General features: G+C 55.4%; 25 protein-coding genes and 1 tRNA gene. 5 read left to right on the forward strand and 21 right to left on the reverse strand.

The features are described from left to right. Positions 1–58 precede the first annotated feature (58 nt). Positions 59–577 carry a DUF4142 domain-containing protein gene (locus TU76_RS01255; protein WP_046809644.1) on the reverse strand — a complete coding sequence of 173 codons (519 nt, stop codon included), beginning with the start codon at positions 575–577 and terminating at the stop codon, positions 59–61. A gap of 210 nt (positions 578–787) precedes the next feature. Between TU76_RS01255 and TU76_RS01260 the strand changes: the two genes are divergently transcribed. After that, positions 788–1,123, forward strand: a complete 336-nt coding sequence (locus tag TU76_RS01260) for a hypothetical protein (RefSeq protein ID WP_046809643.1) — start codon at positions 788–790, stop codon at positions 1,121–1,123. Positions 1,124–1,225: 102 nt separating this feature from the next. Here the strand turns inward: TU76_RS01260 and TU76_RS01265 are convergent, their stop codons facing one another. The 7 genes from TU76_RS01265 to TU76_RS01290 all read right to left on the reverse strand — a co-directional run bounded on the left by TU76_RS01265 (position 1,226) and on the right by TU76_RS01290 (position 5,928). After that, complete coding sequence (locus tag TU76_RS01265) at positions 1,226–2,437, reverse strand: ThiF family adenylyltransferase (RefSeq protein WP_048350889.1); 1,212 nt, start codon at positions 2,435–2,437, stop codon at positions 1,226–1,228. Positions 2,438–2,501: 64 nt separating this feature from the next. Next, the gene (locus TU76_RS01270) at positions 2,502–3,335 is read right to left on the reverse strand and encodes a hypothetical protein (RefSeq protein WP_037032643.1); all 834 of its coding nucleotides are present in this window, start codon (positions 3,333–3,335) and stop codon (positions 2,502–2,504) included. 4 nt (positions 3,336–3,339) lie between these two features. Then, on the reverse strand, positions 3,340–3,615 hold the full coding sequence (locus TU76_RS01275) for a MoaD/ThiS family protein (RefSeq protein ID WP_019827432.1): 276 nt from the start codon (positions 3,613–3,615) through the stop codon (positions 3,340–3,342). Positions 3,616–3,617: 2 nt separating this feature from the next. After that, the gene (locus tag TU76_RS25510; RefSeq protein ID WP_231984188.1) at positions 3,618–4,076 is read right to left on the reverse strand and encodes an acyl-CoA dehydrogenase family protein; all 459 of its coding nucleotides are present in this window, start codon (positions 4,074–4,076) and stop codon (positions 3,618–3,620) included. A gap of 38 nt (positions 4,077–4,114) precedes the next feature. Further along, on the reverse strand, positions 4,115–4,792 hold the full coding sequence (locus TU76_RS25515; protein ID WP_231984186.1) for an acyl-CoA dehydrogenase family protein: 678 nt from the start codon (positions 4,790–4,792) through the stop codon (positions 4,115–4,117). Positions 4,793–5,155: 363 nt separating this feature from the next. Continuing rightward, the gene (locus TU76_RS01285; RefSeq protein ID WP_019827430.1) at positions 5,156–5,674 is read right to left on the reverse strand and encodes a hypothetical protein; all 519 of its coding nucleotides are present in this window, start codon (positions 5,672–5,674) and stop codon (positions 5,156–5,158) included. Between the two features lie 164 nt (positions 5,675–5,838). After that, positions 5,839–5,928: transfer RNA gene (locus tag TU76_RS01290), tRNA-Ser, on the reverse strand. Between the two features lie 308 nt (positions 5,929–6,236). On the opposite strand from TU76_RS01290, the gene TU76_RS01295 reads away from it, so the two are divergent. The 3 genes from TU76_RS01295 (at position 6,237) to TU76_RS01305 (ending at position 8,983) form a co-directional block, all read left to right on the forward strand. Further along, a complete protein-coding gene (locus TU76_RS01295; protein WP_019827429.1) occupies positions 6,237–6,926 on the forward strand; it encodes a crotonase/enoyl-CoA hydratase family protein in 690 nt (229 codons plus the stop codon). A gap of 219 nt (positions 6,927–7,145) precedes the next feature. Beyond that, the gene (locus TU76_RS01300; RefSeq protein ID WP_019827428.1) at positions 7,146–7,928 is read left to right on the forward strand and encodes a lysophospholipid acyltransferase family protein; all 783 of its coding nucleotides are present in this window, start codon (positions 7,146–7,148) and stop codon (positions 7,926–7,928) included. An 83-nt stretch (positions 7,929–8,011) separates the two neighbouring features. Then, the gene (locus TU76_RS01305) at positions 8,012–8,983 is read left to right on the forward strand and encodes a magnesium and cobalt transport protein CorA (protein WP_019827427.1); all 972 of its coding nucleotides are present in this window, start codon (positions 8,012–8,014) and stop codon (positions 8,981–8,983) included. A gap of 116 nt (positions 8,984–9,099) precedes the next feature. Here TU76_RS01305 and TU76_RS01310 read toward each other — a convergent pair whose 3' ends face one another. The 12 genes from TU76_RS01310 to TU76_RS25160 all read right to left on the reverse strand — a co-directional run bounded on the left by TU76_RS01310 (position 9,100) and on the right by TU76_RS25160 (position 18,621). After that, entirely contained in the window at positions 9,100–9,822 is a 723-nt protein-coding gene (locus TU76_RS01310; RefSeq protein ID WP_019827426.1) for an amidotransferase, read from the reverse strand. A 643-nt stretch (positions 9,823–10,465) separates the two neighbouring features. Then, positions 10,466–10,807: a ribonuclease E inhibitor RraB gene (locus tag TU76_RS01315; protein WP_019827425.1), complete on the reverse strand. Its 342-nt coding sequence runs from the start codon at positions 10,805–10,807 to the stop codon at positions 10,466–10,468. Positions 10,808–11,072: 265 nt separating this feature from the next. Next, positions 11,073–11,681, reverse strand: coding sequence for an START domain-containing protein (locus TU76_RS01320; protein WP_019827424.1), 609 nt, complete (start codon positions 11,679–11,681; stop codon positions 11,073–11,075). Positions 11,682–11,728: 47 nt separating this feature from the next. Continuing rightward, complete coding sequence (locus TU76_RS01325; RefSeq protein WP_019827423.1) at positions 11,729–11,983, reverse strand: YkgJ family cysteine cluster protein; 255 nt, start codon at positions 11,981–11,983, stop codon at positions 11,729–11,731. Between the two features lie 153 nt (positions 11,984–12,136). Further along, entirely contained in the window at positions 12,137–12,610 is a 474-nt protein-coding gene (locus TU76_RS01330; protein ID WP_037032642.1) for a hypothetical protein, read from the reverse strand. 71 nt (positions 12,611–12,681) lie between these two features. Further along, positions 12,682–14,154, reverse strand: coding sequence for an aminotransferase-like domain-containing protein (locus tag TU76_RS01335; protein ID WP_019827421.1), 1,473 nt, complete (start codon positions 14,152–14,154; stop codon positions 12,682–12,684). A 190-nt stretch (positions 14,155–14,344) separates the two neighbouring features. Further along, positions 14,345–15,160, reverse strand: coding sequence for an OmpA family protein (locus tag TU76_RS01340; protein WP_019827420.1), 816 nt, complete (start codon positions 15,158–15,160; stop codon positions 14,345–14,347). Further along, a complete protein-coding gene (locus TU76_RS01345; RefSeq protein ID WP_048350890.1) occupies positions 15,157–15,513 on the reverse strand; it encodes a DUF4398 domain-containing protein in 357 nt (118 codons plus the stop codon). Before TU76_RS01345 ends, TU76_RS01340 begins: the two co-directional genes overlap by 4 nt. Positions 15,514–15,522: 9 nt before the next feature. Then, a complete protein-coding gene (locus TU76_RS01350; protein WP_019827418.1) occupies positions 15,523–16,341 on the reverse strand; it encodes a substrate-binding periplasmic protein in 819 nt (272 codons plus the stop codon). 139 nt (positions 16,342–16,480) lie between these two features. Further along, on the reverse strand, positions 16,481–17,410 hold the full coding sequence (locus tag TU76_RS01355; RefSeq protein ID WP_048350891.1) for an electron transfer flavoprotein subunit alpha/FixB family protein: 930 nt from the start codon (positions 17,408–17,410) through the stop codon (positions 16,481–16,483). A 2-nt stretch (positions 17,411–17,412) separates the two neighbouring features. Continuing rightward, complete coding sequence (locus TU76_RS01360; protein WP_046809636.1) at positions 17,413–18,162, reverse strand: electron transfer flavoprotein subunit beta/FixA family protein; 750 nt, start codon at positions 18,160–18,162, stop codon at positions 17,413–17,415. A 261-nt stretch (positions 18,163–18,423) separates the two neighbouring features. After that, positions 18,424–18,621, reverse strand: a complete 198-nt coding sequence (locus TU76_RS25160; protein ID WP_131690213.1) for a hypothetical protein — start codon at positions 18,619–18,621, stop codon at positions 18,424–18,426. A gap of 93 nt (positions 18,622–18,714) precedes the next feature. On the opposite strand from TU76_RS25160, the gene TU76_RS01365 reads away from it, so the two are divergent. Further along, on the forward strand, positions 18,715–20,379 hold the full coding sequence (locus TU76_RS01365; RefSeq protein WP_019827963.1) for an electron transfer flavoprotein-ubiquinone oxidoreductase: 1,665 nt from the start codon (positions 18,715–18,717) through the stop codon (positions 20,377–20,379). 153 nt (positions 20,380–20,532) lie between these two features. Here the strand turns inward: TU76_RS01365 and TU76_RS01370 are convergent, their stop codons facing one another. After that, the gene (locus tag TU76_RS01370; protein ID WP_037032660.1) at positions 20,533–21,426 is read right to left on the reverse strand and encodes an AraC family transcriptional regulator; all 894 of its coding nucleotides are present in this window, start codon (positions 21,424–21,426) and stop codon (positions 20,533–20,535) included. Positions 21,427–21,579 lie beyond the last annotated feature (153 nt).

The following is a 21,579-nucleotide window of genomic DNA, read 5'->3' on the forward strand; positions in this document are numbered from 1 at the left end:
GTCCGCAGCACACGCAACGCCCGGCGAATCACTCACCGGGCGTTTTTAATTCAGGACATCAGGATTTGTGATGGGCATCCATCAGCTTCCTGGCCATCACCAGATGCATTTCGAGCTTGGGCAAATACTTCTCGGCCAGCGCTTGCAACTCGGGCGAATCAGAGCTGCTGGATTGCTGCTTGAACAGCTCAATGACCTCTTCATGGGTTTTCACCTGACTGGCCGCATAGGCCGCGTCGAATGAATCCCCTTCTTGCACCTGCAGCATCAGCTTTTTGGCTTTGTCGAGGACCAACTCGTCGTTGGCAACCTGTAAGTCCTGCTTGCTGGCAATGTCCTTCAAATCACGGTTGGCGTTGGTGTAGTCCTTGATCACCTCCACGGCGTAGCTTTCTACGTCCGTTGAAGAAGTTTTACTGATCGCCATACGGCTGGTTTCTATCTGGGCAATCCCTGCTGCATGGGCCTCATCAACAAAGTCTGCCGGACTGGCTGCGACTGCTGTGGCGGCCGCGATCAGGGAATAGACCAAGGCACAACCTGCCACAAAGCGTTTAGGGCCAATCAGGGTTTTCATAACGTCCTCCAAAAAAAGGCAGGTTTATTCCCTGCACTTGATCTGAAGGCACGTGGCGGCAAAGGTTTAGATAAATACCGTTTTTTCTGACGGGTGGCACTTCAGGCTATCAGCCCTTGCAGATAAACGATCTGTGCTGGACTTGCCATCATGTCAGTGAACCGTGAGCCATACTGTCCGCAAACACTGCCGTCAAACAGGAGAAGCTTTATGGACGTCTTCAGGGACATGCTCAACAACTGGGAATCCAGGTCTCAGGAATCAAGTGAGCGGGTTGAATACACCCTTGAGCTGCACAAACATGACCTGGTCAAAATCAAGGCCTTCGCGCAAGCCTACGGGCTGGATGAGGCCAGCATCACCCGAGGCCTGATCCACAGTGCGCTCATGCAAGCGGAAGAGGCCATGCCCTACGTGAAAGGTAATGAGGTCATCAGGGTTGAAGAAGGTGAAGACATTTATGCAGACGCTGGCAGGACACCTGCATTCGTCGAGGCAGAGCAAGCTATCTCCAAGGCGCTGGATATCAATAACCCGTCTACCTGATCATCGCGCTAACGGCGACCCTGTGAGAGCAGGCTTGCTTGCGACTGAATGCAAGACAAACCACTTCATCTGCATCGCAAACAAGCCTGACCCACAGTGTTTTTACACGGGAGCCTGATGGCTAATGGGACATTCACAGAACACCAGTTCAGCCATCATCTGCGCATAGCTATCTGCGCCCAAAAACGCACTCAAGCCGCCTTTCAAGCTGAAAACCGGTGACCTGAGCGCTTGCTGCGCGAGGATTCTCGCCGCCTTCTGGCTGCGGACACCCGACTGGCAGTAAATCACGATCGGCCTGTCGTCCAGGCACTGTGCTGCCCACTCGCCCACCTGCCCCAACGGTACATGTTCGCCACCGATCGATACCTGTTCGCGCTCATGCCCCTCACGCACATCAATCAGATGGATCGACGTTTCACTGATCAGCGCGGCAAAGTCATCAATGCTCAGCATAAAGTCATCGGTGACGCCTGGCGCGCTACAGACTTGTGCCATTTCTTCCAGCACTGGCGGGCGTAGGGGGTCCCTGAGGGGGTTATCGGCGACAGGCGAAAATCCGATCTCCCGGCTCGTGGCCTCAAGGGCGTCGTAGACCATCAGGCGGTTGATCAGCGGCCGCCCGATCCCGGTAATCAGCTTGATCACTTCATTGGCCTGAAAGCAGCCAATCATGCCGGGCAGAACCCCCAGCACCCCGGCTTCTGCGCAGTTGGGCGCCAACGCGGCATCAGGCGGACCATCGTAGAGATCACGATAATTGGCGCCACGACGGCCTTGCTCATCCAGCGCGTTGAACACCGTGACATGCCCCTCGAACTGCATGATGGCGCCATACACCAGCGGCTTGCCGCCATAGACACAGGCATCGTTGATCAAGTACTTGGCGGTAAAGTTGTCAGTGCCATCGACAATGATGTCGTAATCGGCCACAAGCGCCTGGGCATTGTCGAGGTTAAAGCGCTCGATCCAGGTTTCGATCTCGATGTAAGGATTGAGTTTTTGCAAACGCCGCTTGGCGACATCGGCCTTGTTCTGACCTTTATCAGTGATACGAAACAGCACCTGGCGGTGCACATTGGACACATTGATCTGGTCGGCATCGATAATTCCCAGCCGCCCCACCCCGGCAGCCGCCAGATAAAGCAGCGCCGGACACCCCAGACCGCCCGCTCCAATCATTAGTACGCTGGCATTTTTCAATGCCAGCTGACCTTTGACGCCGATCGCGGGGATCAGCAAGTGACGGGAATACATCCCCATTTCACCCGCGGTAAGCTGGTCATACTTGATCGCATTAGCCTCCCTGCTCATGGTGTTGCTCCCTTCACTTTTTCAGGATCGGGTTGACGAGACAGGCAAAAAACCTGATTCGCATTTAAAACGCTTCAATCACGATCGCTGCCAATGTATTGGCGCGCGTCAGGTTGAAAACATGATGTGCAAAATACAGTTTGTCCTGCAGCCGATAAGCCTGGGTTTTTACACGGCCCTTTTCCAAAAGATAAAAAGGGCAACGCCATTCCATGTAAATATTATTCAGGGCCAAGCCCAGTGAACTGGCAAGTTCACCTGGGTCTTCCTGCAGGGAGTCTATTAATGACTCCCTGCTTTCCGAGGCCAGTGTAGGCAACTCAAAGAACGCCCATTGATCAGCCACTTCACAGCGATGTCGGAACAGGGTGAAGTCATGTTCAAATTCGGCACAGAGTTGCCCATGCTCTTTCAAGTTTTCCAGTTGTGCCAGCAAAGGCCGTTCAACCCGTGAAGGATCAACTTCTTCGGGAAGAAATTTTTGCAAAAAAGCGGGCCTAATAACCCCCGGGGTTGCGGACAGTGCTTCATCACCATCCAGTTCCAGCAGTTTCCAGCGAACCTTGACCCTGGCAACCACAATACCCTGGGCACGAATCAGGTGCAGCACTTGAAACACAGAGTTGCCCTGGCGCACCTTGAACTCATCGACCGACACCGAAAATTCATCGGCCGAGAACATTTCAAAAGGTTCGACATATTCAACTTCGGCACCCACAGCCACCATGCCCTGATGATACTCCTTGATCATCCCCGGAAAGGAAACTGACAGGTAGGTACTGCCCCAGGACCACATCGAACTGAAACTCAGTAACATCAGCGAATGGGCATGAAACTGGAAAGGTCCAAACAGCATGGACTCTACCGGATGGGAAACTTTTATTGTTCTGGCTTGCATAGCATCAACCCCCGGCTATCGCAGTGAAAATATCAATACAGTCACCCTCACCGCCTTTACTTACCTGAGCTGCCGCGTCAACTTTTTCGCCATTCAAAGAAATCAAATAGCCTTTTTTAACGTTGCGATCCTTATCAAAAATAATGTCCTTCAATACCGGATAACTCACCACCAACGCGTGCAGCGCATCGCCCACGGTCTGAATACCATCACCCTCCAGTTGCAACTCTTTTTTGTAGTTAACAAAACGTGCCAAATTGCCTGACAACTTGATCTTCATGTTCAACTCTCCTTTTTTGAAGAACGCCGGGACATCATGTCCAGGTCGTGCACCATCCGAATCCCCATATCAACCTTGAGCTTTTCCTGCGGATCGGCCCCTGCCACCAGGGCCGTAAAGTCACGGTGCGCCCGGCCGATACCGCTGCTTTCGGTATAGCCCCAACCACCCGTCAGGTTCAGGGCCTGGAGGGCGATTTTGTTCACATCCTCCACCGCCTGATATTTGGCCATTGAAGCCACTGCATCCCAGTACACGTCAGACTCTTGCCTGACTTGACGCTCCAATGAGTAATGGACCAAGGTGCGGGATGACTCAAGCGCCATATACATTTCACCGATACAGGCCTGAACATGCTGCATATCGATCAACTGCTGATCGTAACGCACAGTGTTTTGCAAATACGCCACGGTGGTTTCAATCACGGCGCGGGCGCGCCCTAAAAACAAGGTGGTTTGCAATGAGCGCCTGCAATTAAGGAAATAACGCTGCGCAAAACTCAGGCCTCCGTGGCCAGCAATAAGCGGTGTTTATCCAGGCGCACATCTGTCAATGTCAAACAGGCAATCCCTGTTGAACGACAGCCATGCATCACGCTCGGCGTCACCACAACACCCGGATCGTCGGCGTGCACAAGAAACACTTGCATGTCCGCGGTATCACCATGGACAAACAGCAAAAAATAATTCGCCGTCTCACCGCCGGTAACGATTTTCTTCACGGCATTTACCGTATAAGTTTTACCGTCCGCAGCGGGAACGGCACGGGAGACAAAAGAAAAAGCATCGGCATCTTCGGTATAAGCAAATGCACCACCTGTTTTACCCTCAATCAGGTGAACCAGGTATTCGTTATTTACATCCTCCCGCCCCACCGCAATTAAAAAAGAAATAAATGACATCCTCACGGATATCAAAAATGGAAACGATAAGTCCGTGGATAAATACCCGAGCTTTTCCAGCACACGGCCCCACTGAGCATAACCAACTTCCTGACCGCCCCACACGGCGGGCAAGTTGTATTTATACAACCCCAGTCGTGCAAACTTTTCTATCAGCGCGTTGGAAATAGGAATAGAGAGACGGTCACGTTCTTCGACGGTGCAATTAAGCTCCTTGTCGATCAGTGTGCCGAAAATAGCCTGAATATCACCCGCACCTTGCCAGTCAACATTCATCGTAGTTCCTTCTACGTCAAACAATTGGAAAGCAGGCGCGACAGAAAACCGGTCCTGGAATCGTGTCGCGCTGCTTAGTGCGAACAGATATTAGGTCAGAACTAAAAACATGCAAGGCGCTTTAGCGCAAATAAACCCGCTCCGTTAAATATGACACCACTCATACTCTTCTAAGTTACCGATAACGTTCACTATTAAAGATGAGACTGTTGGCATCATTACCGTGACCCGCTAACACGGCGATCACACATCCAGCCATTAGGATTTAGCGGGCGCCTTATAGCAGCACATTGTGCGACGACTGCGTCGACCGACGCAGCCTCACGCCGCTTGCCAGCTAATACACGTCCTTGCCTGCAACAATCAACGCGCCGTAAACGGCAATTTGTCCAGAACACAGTCGTTCTTGAGTGTTGACGGCTCGAGCATCAACAAAGGCGCTCCGGTGTCCTCGTTAAAGATTTTGACCTGGCACGAATCGTAAGTCTCGGGGCTCTCGACAATGCCTCCCTTAATGACATAACGGGCAGCCGGGGCGAACTCGCTGACGAATTCGATCTTGCATCTACGCCCGGCATTAGCTGCACCATCCACTACCAAATGGATGGGTTTTGCCGCTTCAACCGGGATAAAGCCTGCTGGCCGGGATGTTTTGTCCCGCACGGCGAACAATTGCCGACCTGGCTTAACCGACACGGTTCTGCCGTACTTGCAGCCCACAATCGGAGCTTCGGTCAGGGTCAGGTAGTTTCGATAATTGCTCAAGGCGTCCATTTCGCTGCGGATCTGTGCCTGGGGTACACCGGGAGGGGGCGTGTACTGCTGGACCTGGACGCAACCTGCAGTCAGCAACACCAGCACACCAAGGGGGAGCACTTTCATAATCATCTAAATCCATTTGAGTTCGAAGAAGAGCCTTCAAGCAGAATACGGGCAGTTCAGCGGTCGTGCTCCCATATTGTTCCCATATCGCCTTTTTCCAGACGCCAGAAACCACAAACCCCCGACTTTCTCTAGGAAAATCAGGGGTTTGTGTTTACTTAATGTGGCGGTGAAGGAGAGATTCGAACTCTCGATACAATTTCTTGTATACACACTTTCCAGGCGTGCTCCTTAAGCCACTCGGACACTTCACCGTATCTCTTCAAACAAGTTCTGTCTGTCGAGGCGCGCTAATGTAGTCGAAAGCTTTCGATATGACAAATGTTTTTTTCAGAATTTTCATGTGCTTACGAAAATAGTCGTTTTGGGGGGCATGCCTTTCGCGGGTGTTTCTGCCAAATCCCGGTCCTGACGCTTTGCGCGTTCAGCCGCAATCGCCGTGCCAGCGCCTTCTATATAGAAGGCGCAAGCCAATCCCATGACTCACCGGTCAGTCATAGCCCTTTACCTGCGCCGTGGGGCTGGGTAACGTCTGCCCCACTTCATTACAAGGAATTGCGCCATGAGTGACTTGATTGCCTATCACCTGGAAGACGGTATCGCCACGCTGACCTTGAGCAATGGCAAGGTCAATGCTATTTCCCCGGATGTGATCAGTGCGTTTAATACCGCCCTGGACCGCGCAGAGCAGGATCGGGCCGTGGTCATTATTACCGGGCAACCAGGCATTCTCTCCGGCGGTTATGACTTGAAAGTAATGACGGCCAGCCCCGAGCAAGCCATTGAACTGGTCAGGCAGGGGTCGACCCTGGCTCGCCGCATGCTGGCCCACCCGTTCCCGGTGGTTATCGCGTGCCCGGGTCATGCGGTGGCAAAGGGCGCATTCCTGCTGTTGTCGGTGGACTACCGTATCGGCGTCGAAGGTCCGTTCACCATCGGCCTGAACGAAGTGCAGATCGGCATGACCATGCACCACGCCGGCATTGAGCTGGCCCGCGACCGGCTGCGCAAATCGGCATTCCATCGCTCGGTCATCAATGGCGAAATGTTTAACCCGCATACCGCAGTAGACGCAGGCTTCCTCGACAAGGTGGTCAAGCCTGAAGAATTGCAGGCTGCGGCTCTGGAAGCGGCCCGTCAGCTAAAGAAGATCAATATGAAGGCTCACAAAAACACCAAACTGAAGGTGCGCAAAGCGCTGCTGGAAACGCTGGAAAAGGCCATCGAAGAAGATCAGCTCCACCCGCTCTGACCTTCTCCCCTGAAAACCGGTCCCGATCGCCGCCTGCGGTCGGGATTCCCCCTCCACCGGCCTTTAGCCATATCTTCGTCAACATCTCTAGCCCGCCCCTCCACACGCTCGTTGAAACAACTGCTTAAACTTCAGTCATCTCCTAGTTGTATCGGGGTAATTGCTGAATACAGTGCACATCCGTACACTGCGCCGACTTTTGTTTTCGCGAGCCTGTAAATGCTACTTTCGATACGTATGTTGTTGATGTGTCTGCATTTTATGATCGCAGGGGTACTGGGTGTACTGCTGGGCTTATGCCGTCCTTTCAACCCGGACAACAGTCGCCTGTGCGCGCGCCTGTATGCCTGGCCATCCAGATGGATCCTGGGCTACAAGCTCAAGACCGAAGTTGGGCCGCTGATGGACAAGCCACAAAGCTGCGTGGTCATTGCCAACCATCAATCCAACTACGACCTGTTTGTGTTCGGCAACGTAGTGCCGCACCGCACCGTCTGCATCGGTAAAAAAAGCCTGAAATGGGTGCCCTTGTTCGGCCAGTTGTTCTGGTTGGCGGGCAACGTGCTGATTGATCGGGGTAACGCGCAGAAAGCTCGCAAATCGATGCTGACTACCACTCGCACCCTGCAAGAGAAAGACACGTCTATCTGGGTCTTTGCGGAAGGTACGCGCAATTTTGGCAAAACCCTGCTGCCGTTCAAAAAAGGCGCCTTCCAGATGGCAATTACTGCCGGCGTACCGATTGTGCCGGTGTGTGTGAGCACCTATAGCCAGCACCTGAAGCTCAACCGCTGGCACAGTGCCGATATCCTGATCCGCTCCTTGCCCGCGATCCCGACTGCCGGCCTGACTCTGGATGACATCCCGCAGTTGATGGAGCAGTGCCACAAGCAAATGCGCGAATGCATCGAAGCCATGGACCGAGAGTTGCTGAGCCAGAAAAACCGTCACTTGCCACCCGTGGCGGGGGGCAACACTACGGCGTCCAACCCGAACCTCTGAACGTTTGTAGACTCAAAGTGGTGGATTGCACGCTAAGCTGCATCTTCGTGCCATAACCCTTTGAAGAAGAAGCGATTAGAACTATGGGGAGAGTTGTTGCTGCTGCGGTTTACAGCGCAGGCAAGAAAGTCACCAATATCACTCTGGACGAAGGGATTGAGTGGGCCAAAAAGCCCGGCCACTTCGTCTGGATTGGTCTGGAGCAACCCGACGCGCAAGAGCTGAGCAACCTGCAGCGCCAGTTCAATCTGCATGAACTGGCCATCGAAGACGCTCTTGAGCAACACAGCCGGCCCAAACTCGAAACCTTCGGCGATGCACTGTTTATCGTGATCTATTCGCCCATTCGCCACGAAGGCCAACTGGAGTTTGTCGAAACCCATATTTTTGCCGGCAACGGCTACATCATCACCAGTCGTAATGGCCATTCGGCCTCGTACAAGTCCGTGCGCCAGCGCTGCGAGGCGCGCCCGCTACTGCTGGAGCATGGCGAAGACTTTGTCCTGTACGCCCTGCTCGACTTCGTGACGGAGAGCTATCAACCCGTCAGCCAGGCCATCCACGCCGAAATCGAACAACTTGAACAAAGCATCATGGGCAATGCCCTCAATGAGGCTGACATCGTGCACTTGCATGGCCTGCGCCGCGACGTGCTGCGACTGCGCCGTTATGTGGCGCCCATGGTGGAAATCAGCGAAGAGTTGCAGCGCCTGACGTTTCCCTTTATCGACAAGAATATGCGCCCGTATTTTCGCGACGTGCAGATTCACGTCACCCGTCAGATGGAAGACCTCGCCAACCTGCGCGACATCGCCACTCAGACGATTGAGATCGTCGTGTTGCTGGAGTCCTCACGCCAGAGCATCGTGCAGCGTAAATTCGCAGCCTGGGCGGCCATTTTGGCCTTCCCCACTGCCGTGGCGGGCATTTACGGGATGAACTTCCAGAACATGCCTGAACTGACCTGGCATTACGGCTACTTCGGGGTCCTGGGGTTTATTGCACTAGGCGTTACCGGCCTGTGGGCGAGCTTCAAGCGCTCTGGCTGGCTGTAACCTGCAACGCTCCTTGGGAGAGCTGGCTTGCTCGCGTACAAACAATTCGGTGCATCACTTACCGAGTAGAAACCTTCGCGAGCCAGCCCGCCTCCCCATAAAAGCAAAACCGGGAGTCAGGCGGTTTGCGGCTTGTGTGAAACAAAACGCATCATCCACTCGGCAACCGTGCGCCCATGATGGTCTTGATCCAGGCTGGCGATGCCGGAGCTGTAGATCTGTTCGCCCAAATGCTCTTGGCGAAGGTCAAGCAGGGCGCGTGAATAGTCGTGGATAAACTCGGGATGCCCCTGGAAGCACAGCACCTGGTCGTTGATATGATAAGCGGCATACGGACAGAAATCGCTGGAGGCGATTACCGTGGCGTTCTCCGGCAAGGCCGTCACCTGGTCCTGGTGACTGATCAACAGTGTCAACTCTTCAACCACAGGGCTCATCCACGGTGCCTTGGCGGCCAATTTGTACTGATGGGTTCCGACGCCCCAGCCCTGCGTAGCGCGCTCGCTCTTACCGCCCAGCAGAAGCGCCAGCAATTGATGACCAAAACATACGCCGATCAGCTTGTCGCCACGTTCGTAGCGGGTCAGCAAATAGGTTTTCAGGGTCTGGATCCATGGATCGGTGCCAAACGAGTCAGCTTTGCTGCCGGTTACCAGATAAGCATCAAAGACCTGGTCCTCAGACGGGTACTCGCCGTGCATCACGTTAAAAACACTGAAGTGTGCCGCGATAGGCTGCGTGGAGAACAGGCGCACGAACATTTGCCCGTAGCCCTGATATTGATCAACAAACTCTGGACGCAGAATGTCGGTTTCCAGAATGCAGATGCGTAGCGACATAAAAGTACCTGGCACGATAAAGGCGAAAGTAGTGATGGGAGCTCCATAGAGCCTGCCTTGAAAGAGTAATTCATGGCAAGTACTGAACGTAGTGGTCATCCCTTGAGCCTGAAGGCTGCAGGCTTATGCAGGGTAAAACGTGACTGTACAAAGCTCCCGGACGAACGGTAGGGCGCTAAGAAAATTGACGGTCAAAGAGCCCATTGCGTCTAGCAACGGGCTGACAGGGCGAGCCCGACAAACCTAATAGCGTTTTAGAAACCTACTGCACTTGAATGATGTGAAAGGGTTCTAAGCCATATCTTATGGGGGCTCTAAGGTTAAGCCTGTCGCCAAGGCCGCTTTGTATTCAAGGCGTAGTGATCTTGTCGCGGGCATTGTCGTTCAGGAATAACAAAAAAAGGCAGATAGCCATGTTTAAACATACGAAAGTACGTCAGGCCGGACTCATCCTCTTTGCTACCACCTTGCTGCTGATCTTGCCGAACTTGACCAAGGTCATCGGCTAAAGACTCGCCCAAATACCGAAGACGCGCACCTCCTGCGCGTCTTCGTCCGCTATACGTTGCGGGGGCTTTAATTGCCTGGCGCAAAAACAAGAACGGCCAGCCCTGAGGCCGGCCGCTAACCGATCGAACTCATATCAATTCAACAGGCCGCGCACCTCCTGCTTAACACCCCAACCTTCAATAATGCCACCTAGCGGCACCACGACAGCTTCAAAGTCCTGCTCGAAATCACCGATGCCACCATAGGTGGCGTACATCACTTTACTGAGTTCCAGGTACCACGCCCCGTCATCACGTACATTGATTTGTGCGTTCAGGGATTCACCACAAAATTTGCCTGCAGCTCTGCGCGCACGCTCCTCGTCCGGGAAGATCGCGTAAAACTCGATTGGGTGGATGCGTGAAAAATCAAAACCGCCTTCTTTCATGCGGCGCAGCACATAGCTGCTGAGGTCTTCTTGATGGGCTGTGCTCATGAAACGTCCTCCTCGCAATGGATAGACATTCAGCGCTCCCCTATCGGCAGCAGGTATGCCGTGACAAGGGGAGTAATAAGCATGTAGCGAACAAGATCAGAGCCAGTCGATTACTTCGCTGGTCTGGATGCAGAGTAGCTCCACGGTGCCGCGTCTGCCAAGGGGGTAATCCATGAATTTCAACAGGTTTTATGCGTACCACTGAAACCTGCACCCGGCGCCTGGACAGATGCGCTGTCCAGGACCAGGCATGCCCGGTTAAGCGTTATGGCTTTTCAGCGCGCTCTTTAAGCCCCTTGAGGGTATTGAACGGGGCATCGACCACAAACTTGTTGGCCAGCCAGGAAGGCACGCTGCCGCCAGGCTCGGTATGCACCTGGTACGTCACCTCGGTCAAGTTGTCGCCTTTAGGCACCAGCTTCCAGAAACCATTGACCTGAGCAACCCGCACAAAGCCCTTTTCTTCCGGGAGGTAGGTCGGCACGCCTTTCAGGGTGCGGGTCAAACTGCCGTCCGCACCTTGGGCAGTGGTCACCAGCAGCACCGAATCACGCGGGGTGACCGGCCAGGGTGTTTTGAACTGGGTGTAGGTCCAGCTCTGATCGCCTTCGTGCTTGAGCAATTTTTGCGATTGGCATTCATGAATCCAGGCGCAAGCGCCCGCCACGTCTTCCTGCAACTTGCTGACCTTGGCCAGCGGCGCCTTGATGGTCGTTACCCCCTGGTAAGCCTTGTACTGGGAGCCGGCGACTTCACTCAGCGACACCTTGATGCCGTCCTGATCCTTGGCGACTTTCCAGTCTTCGGCCTGGGCCACGCCCACCAGCAAAACACTCAAACCACATACCAATGCCACTCGATGCAACGAACCCATTGTCTTATTCCTTATTGTTGAAGGTCTGTTCACTGGTCATAAACGCACTATGCCGCGGTCATCTGCTCCCACCAACCGATCAGGTTAATGGCTTCTTCCCGGTCAGTGCCGCACACCTCGATGTCGGCCTTGAACTCGCCACAGACTGCAGGGCGTTGCGGCTGGCCGAACAAACCACACAAGTAGTCGACTGAAAGATGCAGGCAGCGTTCCCCGGCCGGCTTGCCGTTGGGCATGCCCGGCAGCGGTGTACTGATGGAAGGGGCAATGCAGCAAGCGCCACAGCCTTCACGGCAATTCATGACGTTAGCACCTCATTCGGGGCAAAGTGTGTTGATGACAAGGGATAGTACTCGCTGGAACAGGTGTTTGAAATTGACCGTTCAGCAGAATGTGCTGATAAATGACAGTGACTGAATAGTCAGTTTAGAAGCCTGTTTTTGAGCACTCGGCACTTATTGCTTGAATTCGAAATCCAGCGCAGCGCCTTCGATTTCGTTGTGACGGGCTTCGTTGCGCAATTGCAGGTTCATCTCATTGCTGAGCAAGCGCCCGTTGAGCTGAAAAGGGCTCTCTTCGGCGGGTTTCTCGCCAAACATATTCGGCAGCAGGGGTTTGTGAGCAGGCATAGGAATAGTGCCCAAAGGATGCAGCTGCTTGACCATCTCGGGAGGCAAGCGCAAATCGAGGTTCGCCGCAGGTAAACGCTTCTTGGCGATTTCATGGGCCGACTTGGATTTGGATGCAATGGGAGCACGCTTTTTGACCGGTGCCTTTTTCACACTGGCAGCAGGCTTGGCAGGCGAGTGGACAGATTGCGCCTCACTGGAGGTTGACAGCGGTTGTACCGGGGCCGCTGTCGCAACCACAGTATTGAGCGTACTCAACACGCCCACCAATAAAAGGCCAACACAATATGTCGCTCTCATAACTCCCACAGTTTTAACGATTCAGGTGCGTATGCTCGCGCTTTACGCACAGGGTGACAAGGTGATTATGGTCAAAATGCCATCCCCGCTACTGCCGAACTTCCACCGTACTGGCCTGCGGCTTCCTGGCAGAGCTGATTGGCAAGCATGCCAAGGGTCATCAGCGCCCGCTCGGCTTCCCGGTTCCAGGGTGTGGCACAGTTAAGCCGTATGCAGTGATTGAACTGCTCGGTATTACTGAAAATCAGCCCCGGCGCGATGCTGATACCTTGCTGCAGCGCCCGGACATGTAACTCCTGGGTGTTGACCCGGCCCGGCAAACTGACCCACAAGATAAAACCTCCGCTTGGACGGGACATCTGAGTACCTTCCGGAAAGTGCTGCTGAACGGCCAGCTGGAACGCACTCAGGTTTTTTCGGTATTCCTGGCGGATGTAACGTAAATGGCGATCGTAACCACCGTTTTCAAGGTAAGCCGCTACCCCCATCTGCGTGACACTGCACGCCGAATGGGTGGTGAAGGTTTGCAGACGCTGGATTTCCTGCTGAAACTTGCCAGCGATCATCCAGCCGATACGCACGCCAGGTGACAAGGTTTTGGAAAAACTCGAGCAGTAAATCACCCGATCCAGGCGGTCATAGGCTTTCAACGCCTTGGTACGCCCGACCTCGAACATCAACTCGCCATAGATATCGTCTTCGACAATCTGGATATCAAAGTCGGAAGCCAGACGCAGCAGCTGCTTTTGCCGTTCCTCAGGCATGGTCCCTCCGAGCGGATTACTCAGGCGAGTGGTCAGTACCAATGCCTTGATCGACCATTGATTGGCCGCGAGTTGCAAGGCCTCAAGGCTCATGCCGGTCGCCGGATCGCTGGGGATCTCGATGACTTTCAAGCCCAGCAGGTCCGCCAGTTGCAGCAGCCCGTAGTAGGTGGGCGACTCGGCCGCGATGAGGTCTCCTGGGCGAGTCAGTACGCGCAACGACATTTGCAGGGCATCGACACAGCCGTGGGTGATGATGACTTCGGAAGGATCGATCACCACCCCGGCGTCACGCATGCGGATTGCCACTTGCCGACGTAGTGGCTCAAACCCCGGACTGAACATGTAGCTGAACGCCCGTGGGCTATGAAAACGCGTGACCTTGGCCAGTTGTTGATGCAAAGCCCGCACAGGCAAGTAATCGACACTGGGCACGGCCGCGCCCAGCGGGAATACGCCTTCGCGACGAGACTCAACCAATACCTGCTGGATGATGCTGCTGCGAGTGACCAGCCCCGGACGCTCTACACGGGCGATATCAGGAGTGGGTGCGGTCAATGCCGGGGTCTGGTGCACGTAATAACCAGACTGCGGCCGTGCCCGGATCAAACCCTGATCTTCAAGGTTGGCGTAAGCCTGCAACACCGTGGCATGGCTGACGTTCAGCTGAGAGCTCATCTTGCGCACCGAGGGCACACGCTCGCCCGGCTGATAAACGCCACGCCGGATATCCTCAGCCAACTGCTGAGCGATACGTTGATAGAGCAAAAGGTTGGTCATGGCGCCGCTCTCGATGTTCAAGCTTTATTATTGTGGAGAACAATACCGGAACAGTTTAGAAGTGTACGGGCACAGTTGTCACTTAACAAAGCCGTACAGGCCGTGTGCGGGGAGAACTGTATGGGTGCGGATAGTGCCGTTATGGGAGCGAGCAGGCTCGCTCCCACATCAGTCAAGTCATGCCTATTTGTTAGCGCGCGGCGCCCAGTTGGCCTTTTTCGTCAGAAAAGACGATTTCAACACGGCGGTTCTGCGCACGACCGCGCTCTGTGGCATTTACGTCAACCGGGTATTGATCGCCATAACCTTCCACCAGGATTCGCTTCTCGTCGATACCCAGATCGACCAGCACATCCGCCACGGCCTGCGCGCGATCACGGGATAGCTTGAGGTTGTCTTCCTTACCCCCGGTGCTGTCGGTGTAGCCCTCGATTCGCACAACGCGCTTGGGGTTCAGTTGCAGGAACTGCACCAGCTTGAGCACCGTACGATTGGCCGAGTTTTTCAAATCGGCTTCGCCCGTATCGAACAACACGTCCCCCAGGGTCATGACCAAACCACGGTCAGTCTGAGTGGTGGCCAGGCTGATAATTTGCTCTTCCAGCCATTGGCCCTGTTGCTGAACGCTCAACAACTTGGCTTCACGCAAGGCCAGTTGCAGGCGCTGACGTTCCAGTTCGAGCTTGGCCGCACGCTCTTCGTTGAGCACCTGCTGCGTGTGCTCGCGGGCAATTTCACTGTAGCGCTGGCTCAAATAGGCGTAATGCGCAACGTCTTCGCCACTGCCCCAATAGCTGGACAACCGGTCAGCGCGGGCTAGGGACTCACCGGCGCGAATCACGTCCTTGGGGGCGATGCGCAGCACATTGGTGTCTTCCTTGACGGTCTGAAAATCAGTGCTGGCCTGTTGCAAGGCCTGCTCGCTGTTGTGATGCCCTGCGCACCCGGTCAGGCCGACGCAACCCGCTACTAGCACACCCATGAAAGCTCTGGACTTGAGGCTCATTGCGCATCCGCCAGTTGTTTGCGCAAGCGCGAAATACGAGTATTGAGCACGTTCAGTTGTTCCTGGCTTTTTTGCGTCAGCACGCGAGCTTCAGCTAATCGGGCATCAAGCTCGGCTTGTTCGGCTTGCATGCGCGCGTCTTTAAAGGATTCATCTGCCATATCAGCCAGCGCTTGGGCCAGCTTGTCTTCGGCTTGTTTCAGTTCAGCCATATCATCGGCTGTGGCACCCACAGCCCTGGCTTGCTCCAGAGCCTGTTCGGTCAAACGCAATTGTTCATTCGGCGCAGGATCGGCTGCACACCCCGCCAGAGCCAGAACGGCCAGGGCAGCGAAAATAGGTCGAATTGTCACTAGGGATTCCTACTGTTTTGGGGCGCTGAGCGGTTGTAGCAACTGGGCTTTCCACCGCTCTAGATTGCGTTGCAATGCCGCCTCGGTCAGGCCGGACGCGGGCAATTCTGTCATCTTTTTGGCGAGCTGTCCGCGCAACCACGGCTCATTGCAGGCCGAGTCATGGGAAATCGCCAAAAACAGCCCAGGCTGATCAATCGGCTGTGGATGTGCCAGCAGATCATCGGCAATGCCCAGGGTTTGCGCAGTGGCCGTACCGGAATAGCGACCGGCCAGTACGTATTCGGCCTGGCCGAGCAGCAATTTCTGGAAGGCCTGGGTCAGGCCGGGCAGACGCTCCAGAGTGAGCTGATGCTGAGCGAACTCATTGAACGTTTCGCTTAATCGGGATTTTTCGGAGACGGCGCCCGTATACCCGTGCAAGTCGGCAGGTGTTTCGTAGACCAGGGTTGAGTCCTTGCGGGTCCACACCAGATAGTCGTTACGCACTAAGGGCGGGTGGATGTAGTCGAACGACGAGAGCCCGCTGACCGTTAGCGGGGCATCCAGCAGCATGTCCATGCGCCCGGCGCGCACTTCGTCCTGAGCCTGGGCGCGCTTGCCACCGTAGAGCACTTCAACCTTGATCCCCAGTTCCTGGCCCGCCTGCTGTATGAGGTCGGCACTGGTGCCGATCAAGTGCGCAGGGTCGGCTGGATCGCGCCACAGGTAAGGTGGTGCATCGGGACTGCCAGTAACGATCAGGCGTTCACACTTGCCCGCAGCTTCTGACAACAGCGGCAATAACGCCAACCCCACCAGCAACCTGCTCAGCTGACGCACATCCATAGCCCTACGCTCCACACACACTATTGAGACCCACAAAAAAACCCGGTCACTCAGGCCATGAAGACGATGCCAGGCACTGAGTGCCCCGCCCTTCTCCACAGCCCGGATGACCGGGCTCTTTATAAGTGAAGCAACTGGATTAAACCAGCTTCTCCAGCTCAGGTACGGCTTCGAACAAGTCCGCTACCAGGCCGTAATCAGCCACCTGGAAGATCGGTGCTTCTTCGTCCTTGTTGATCGCAACGATCACCTTGGAGTCTTTCATGCCGGCCAGATGCTGGATCGCGCCGGAAATCCCCACCGCGATGTACAGCTGTGGCGCAACGATCTTGCCGGTCTGACCGACCTGCATGTCGTTAGGCACAAAACCTGCGTCAACGGCTGCGCGAGAAGCGCCAACAGCAGCGCCCAGCTTGTCAGCCAGGGTGTAAAGCAGTTTGAAATTGTCGCCGTTCTGCATGCCGCGACCGCCCGAAACGACGATTTTGGCTGCGGTCAGCTCAGGACGGTCCGACTTGGCCAGTTCTTCACCCACGAACGACGAAGTCCCTGCATCGTGAACCGCTGCAACCGCTTCAACCGCTGCCGAACCACCTTCTGCAGCCACCGGGTCGAAACCGGTCGCACGTACGGTGATCACTTTTACCGGCGCAGTGGACTGCACGGTAGCAATGGCGTTACCGGCATAGATCGGGCGCGTGAAGGTGTCAGCGCTGATGACCGAAACGATCTCGGAGATCTGATCCACGTCCAACTGCGCAGCAACGCGCGGCAGGATATTTTTGCCGTTGGAGGTAGCGGCCGCCAGGATGTGGCTGTAACCGGCACCCAGCTCAGCGACAAGAGGCGCCACGTTTTCAGGCAACTGATGGGCGTAAGCCGCGTTGTCGGCGACCAGTACTTTAGCCACGCCAGCGATTTTAGCGGCGGCTTCGGCTACTGCGCCAATGCCCTGGCCTGCAACCAGAACGTGGATGTCGCCACCGATTTTAGCGGCAGCAGCCACGGTATTCAGCGTGGCCGGGGCCAGTGCTTTGCCGTCGTGTTCTGCGATTACCAAGATAGTCATGTTTAGATTACCTTCGCTTCGTTTTTCAGTTTCTCGACCAGTTCAGCCACCGACTTGACCTTGATACCCGCGCTGCGAGCAGCCGGTGCTTCAACTTTCAGGGTCTTGTTGGTCGAAGCTGTCGAAACGCCCAACGCATCTGGCGTCAGCACTTCAAGCGGCTTCTTTTTGGCCTTCATGATGTTTGGCAGGGACGCATAACGCGGCTCGTTCAAACGCAGGTCGGTGGTGATGATCGCCGGCAAGCTCAGCGAAACAGTTTGCGCACCGCCGTCTACTTCACGGGTCACTGCAACCTTGTCGCCTGCCACTTCAACTTTGGAAGCGAAGGTGCCCTGACCGAAACCGGTCAGCGCGGCCAGCATCTGGCCAGTCTGGTTGTTGTCGCTGTCGATGGCCTGTTTGCCCAGGATCACCAGCTGAGGCTGTTCCTTGTCGACAACGGCCTTGAGCAGCTTGGCCACGGCCAGCGAGGTCAGATCTTCGGCGGACTCGACGAGAATGGCGCGATCTGCACCCAGTGCCAGCGCGGTACGCAGCTGTTCCTGAGCAGTGGTCGGGCCGATGGAGACGACGACGATTTCAGTCGCAACACCTTTTTCTTTCAGGCGTACGGCTTCTTCCACAGCGATTTCGCAGAAGGGGTTCATCGACATCTTGACGTTGGCGAGGTCAACGCCGGAGTTGTCCGCTTTGACGCGAACTTTAACGTTGTAATCGACCACTCGTTTGACAGCTACAAGAACCTTCATGGATTCCTCGTTACTCTCCGGTGAAAAGAAAGTCGCCTAGGCGAACCTGGCGGTTGATGCTCATTGGCACAAGGGCACCTCCAAAGATCGTTGCCTTCATTATTAGAAGAGACGAGTGCCAGTCCTTCTCTTGCGACCGTTTGTCCGATGTGACTAACAAGTCATACACCGAAAGGACGTGTAAACTCCGCTCAAAAAATGGCAGGCTCCTACAGGCTTGTGCCTATGCCCTGTCTTTAGAGGTGCTCTTGAAACCAACAATCAGCCTACGGCGAGCGCAAAACCGCCCGTATCTTGACCGGAACGCCATTTGCGGTCAATACAGCAAATTGGCCAGTTTTGAGCCGCGCGTCTTTGATTTATCTGGCTTGCAGCGGATTCAAACAAACGTTTGTATTGGACGCTGCTAGTGGTGTAGATATAATGCCCGCCCATCAGAGAGAGCGGTGCATCATCCATTGCGTCTTCAACCTCGAGGTAGAGGGAATAATGGATGAAGTGCCAAACCTCCAATTAGAAAAATACCGTTGAGCCTTGAGTAGGAGATAGCCTGTGGAACGCGAGTACATGGAATTCGACGTGGTCATCGTCGGCGCCGGCCCTGCCGGTTTGTCCGCCGCCTGCCGCTTAAAGCAGAAGGCCGCCGAAGCCGGTAAAGAAATCAGCGTCTGCGTGGTTGAAAAAGGCTCCGAAGTCGGTGCTCACATTCTGTCTGGTGCTGTTTTCGAACCTCGCGCCTTGAACGAATTGTTCCCGGACTGGAAAGAACTGGGCGCACCGCTCAATACTCCAGTAACCCGCGACGATATCTATGTACTGCGCAGCGACAGCACCGCGACCAAGGTGCCTGACCTGTTTGTGCCTAAAACCATGCACAACGAAGGCAACTACATCATCTCGCTAGGCAACCTGTGCCGCTGGCTGGCGCAACAGGCCGAGAACCTGGGCGTAGAAATCTACCCCGGCTTTGCGGCTCAAGAAGTCCTGTTCGACGAAAACAATGTGGTTCGCGGGATCATCACTGGTGATCTGGGCGTTGACCGTGAAGGCAACCCCAAAGAAGGCCTGTACACCCCGGGGATGGAACTGCGCGGCAAGTACACCCTGTTCGCTGAAGGCTGCCGCGGCCACCTTGGCAAACAACTGATCGAGCGCTTCAAACTCGACAGCGACGCCGATAGCCAGCACTACGGCATCGGCCTGAAAGAAATCTGGGAAATCGACCCCGCCAAACATCAGCCAGGCCTGGTAGTTCACACTGCTGGCTGGCCGCTGGACATCATCAGCAGCGAAAACACCGGCGGTTCTTTCCTGTATCACCTGGAAAACAACCAGGTAGTGGTCGGCCTGATCGTTGACCTGTCTTACAGCAACACCTTCCTGTCGCCGTTCGACGAGTTCCAGCGCCTCAAGCATCACCCGGTGCTCAAGCAATACCTCGAAGGTGGCAAACGCATCAGCTACGGCGCCCGCGCCCTGGCCAAAGGCGGTTTGAACTCCCTGCCAAAAATGGTCTTCAACGGCGGTGCACTGATCGGTTGCGATCTGGGCACCATGAACGTGGCCAAGATCAAGGGCAGCCACACTGCAATGAAATCCGGCATGCTCGCAGCAGACGCCGTGGCCGATTCATTGCTGGCGGACTCCGAAGGCGGCGACGCACTCAACACCTACGTTGAAGCCTTCAAAGCCAGCTGGCTGTTCGACGAACTGTTCGCCAGCCGTAACTTCGGCCCGGCGATGCACAAGTTCGGCCCGATCATGGGCGCGGGTTTCAACTGGATGGATCAGAACATCTTCGGCGGCAAACTGCCGTTCACCCTGCACGACACCAAGCCAGACTATGCGTGCTTGAAGCAGGCCAAGGACTGCAAGAAGATCGACTACCCGAAACCCGACGGCAAGCTGAGCTTCGACAAGCTCAGCTCGGTGTTCATCTCCAGCACCAACCATGAAGAAGAGCAGCCGTGCCACCTCAAGCTGCGCGACCCGAGCATTCCGATCAGCGTTAACTTGCCGCTCTACGACGAGCCGGCACAGCGCTACTGCCCGGCGGGCGTGTACGAAGTGATCACTCAGGAAAGCGGCGAAAAACGCTTCCAGATCAACTCGCAAAACTGCGTTCACTGCAAAACCTGCGACATCAAAGACCCGTCGCAGAACATCACCTGGGTGACCCCGGAAGGTGGCGGCGGCCCGACTTACCCGAACATGTAAGTCAAAAAGGCTCCTTCGGGAGCCTTTTTTATTGCCCCCGGATTTGTGGGAGCGGGCTTGCTCGCGATGGGGTCGCCCAGGTTTGCCTGACAGACTGCGCTGCGCGCATCGCGAGCAAGCCCGCTCCCACAACACGCCCGTCACACCGGCTGGCTAGCACCCCACCCCTTCATGCCCCGGACTGCGCTCAAAGTAGCGTTTGTACTCGCGACTGAACTGCGAAGTACTTTGATAGCCCACACGCTCCGCCACCTGCGCTACACCCAGCCCCTCACTCAATAACAACTGCTGTGCCCGTAACAGACGCAACCGCTTGAGGTACTGCACTGGCGACAGCAAGGTGCTGCGTTTGAAGTGTTCGTGAAAGGTAGATGCACTCATGTTCGCGCAACGGGCCAGGGTTTCGACATTGAGCGGCTGCGCGAAGTGCTCATGCAAATAACTCAACGATGCCGCCACCCGTGCAAACTGCCCTTGCTGTTCGACCAATGCCCGTAGCACTCCCGCCTGCGGTCCGCGCAATGCTGCGAACAGCACTTCGCGCAGCCGCGCCTGGCCCATGATCCGGCACTCCAGCGGGTCATGCAGGCAACGCAGCAGGCGCTCGACGGCATGGCGCATATCATCATCCAGCACCGCCGAAGTCATCGACTCCGGCGTCTGCGCCACGGCATTGCGGTCAGGGGCCAGGCCCATCGCCAGCACCAACTCCCCCAGCACCGCGCGATCAATACTGATCGCCACGCCCAATAGCGGCATCTCCTCACAGGCGAAGGTTTCACACTCAAAAGGCACCGATAGCGCCTGCACCAGATAATGCCCCGCACCGTATTCCATCGTGCGCTGCCCCAGATAGGCCAACTTACTGCCTTGGGCAATCACCATTAGGCTAGGCTCATAAATCTGCGGCATCCGGGCCACTTCCCGGCACGCAGAAACGACCCGGACTTCAGGCAACAAGGTGGACACAAAACCGGTTTGTGTCGCCAGCGGTTCGATCAGAGACACCAGCATGGCGTTCTCATCCCGATGACGGGTCAAAAGCATGGAGAAATTTTCACAAGAGGAATAGACAGCCGCATCTTCGCAGAATTGGTCAATAAAGCGACAGAAGACCCGTTACTCCGGAGTATTAGGCATGACAGACGGAGGAATCGTCATAGTCCTGCAAAGCATCCAGGCGCAAAATCGCCCCCTCTA

The organism is Pseudomonas psychrophila (assembly GCF_001043005.1).
In the GTDB taxonomy this organism is placed as follows: Bacteria; Pseudomonadota; Gammaproteobacteria; order Pseudomonadales; family Pseudomonadaceae; genus Aquipseudomonas; species Aquipseudomonas psychrophila.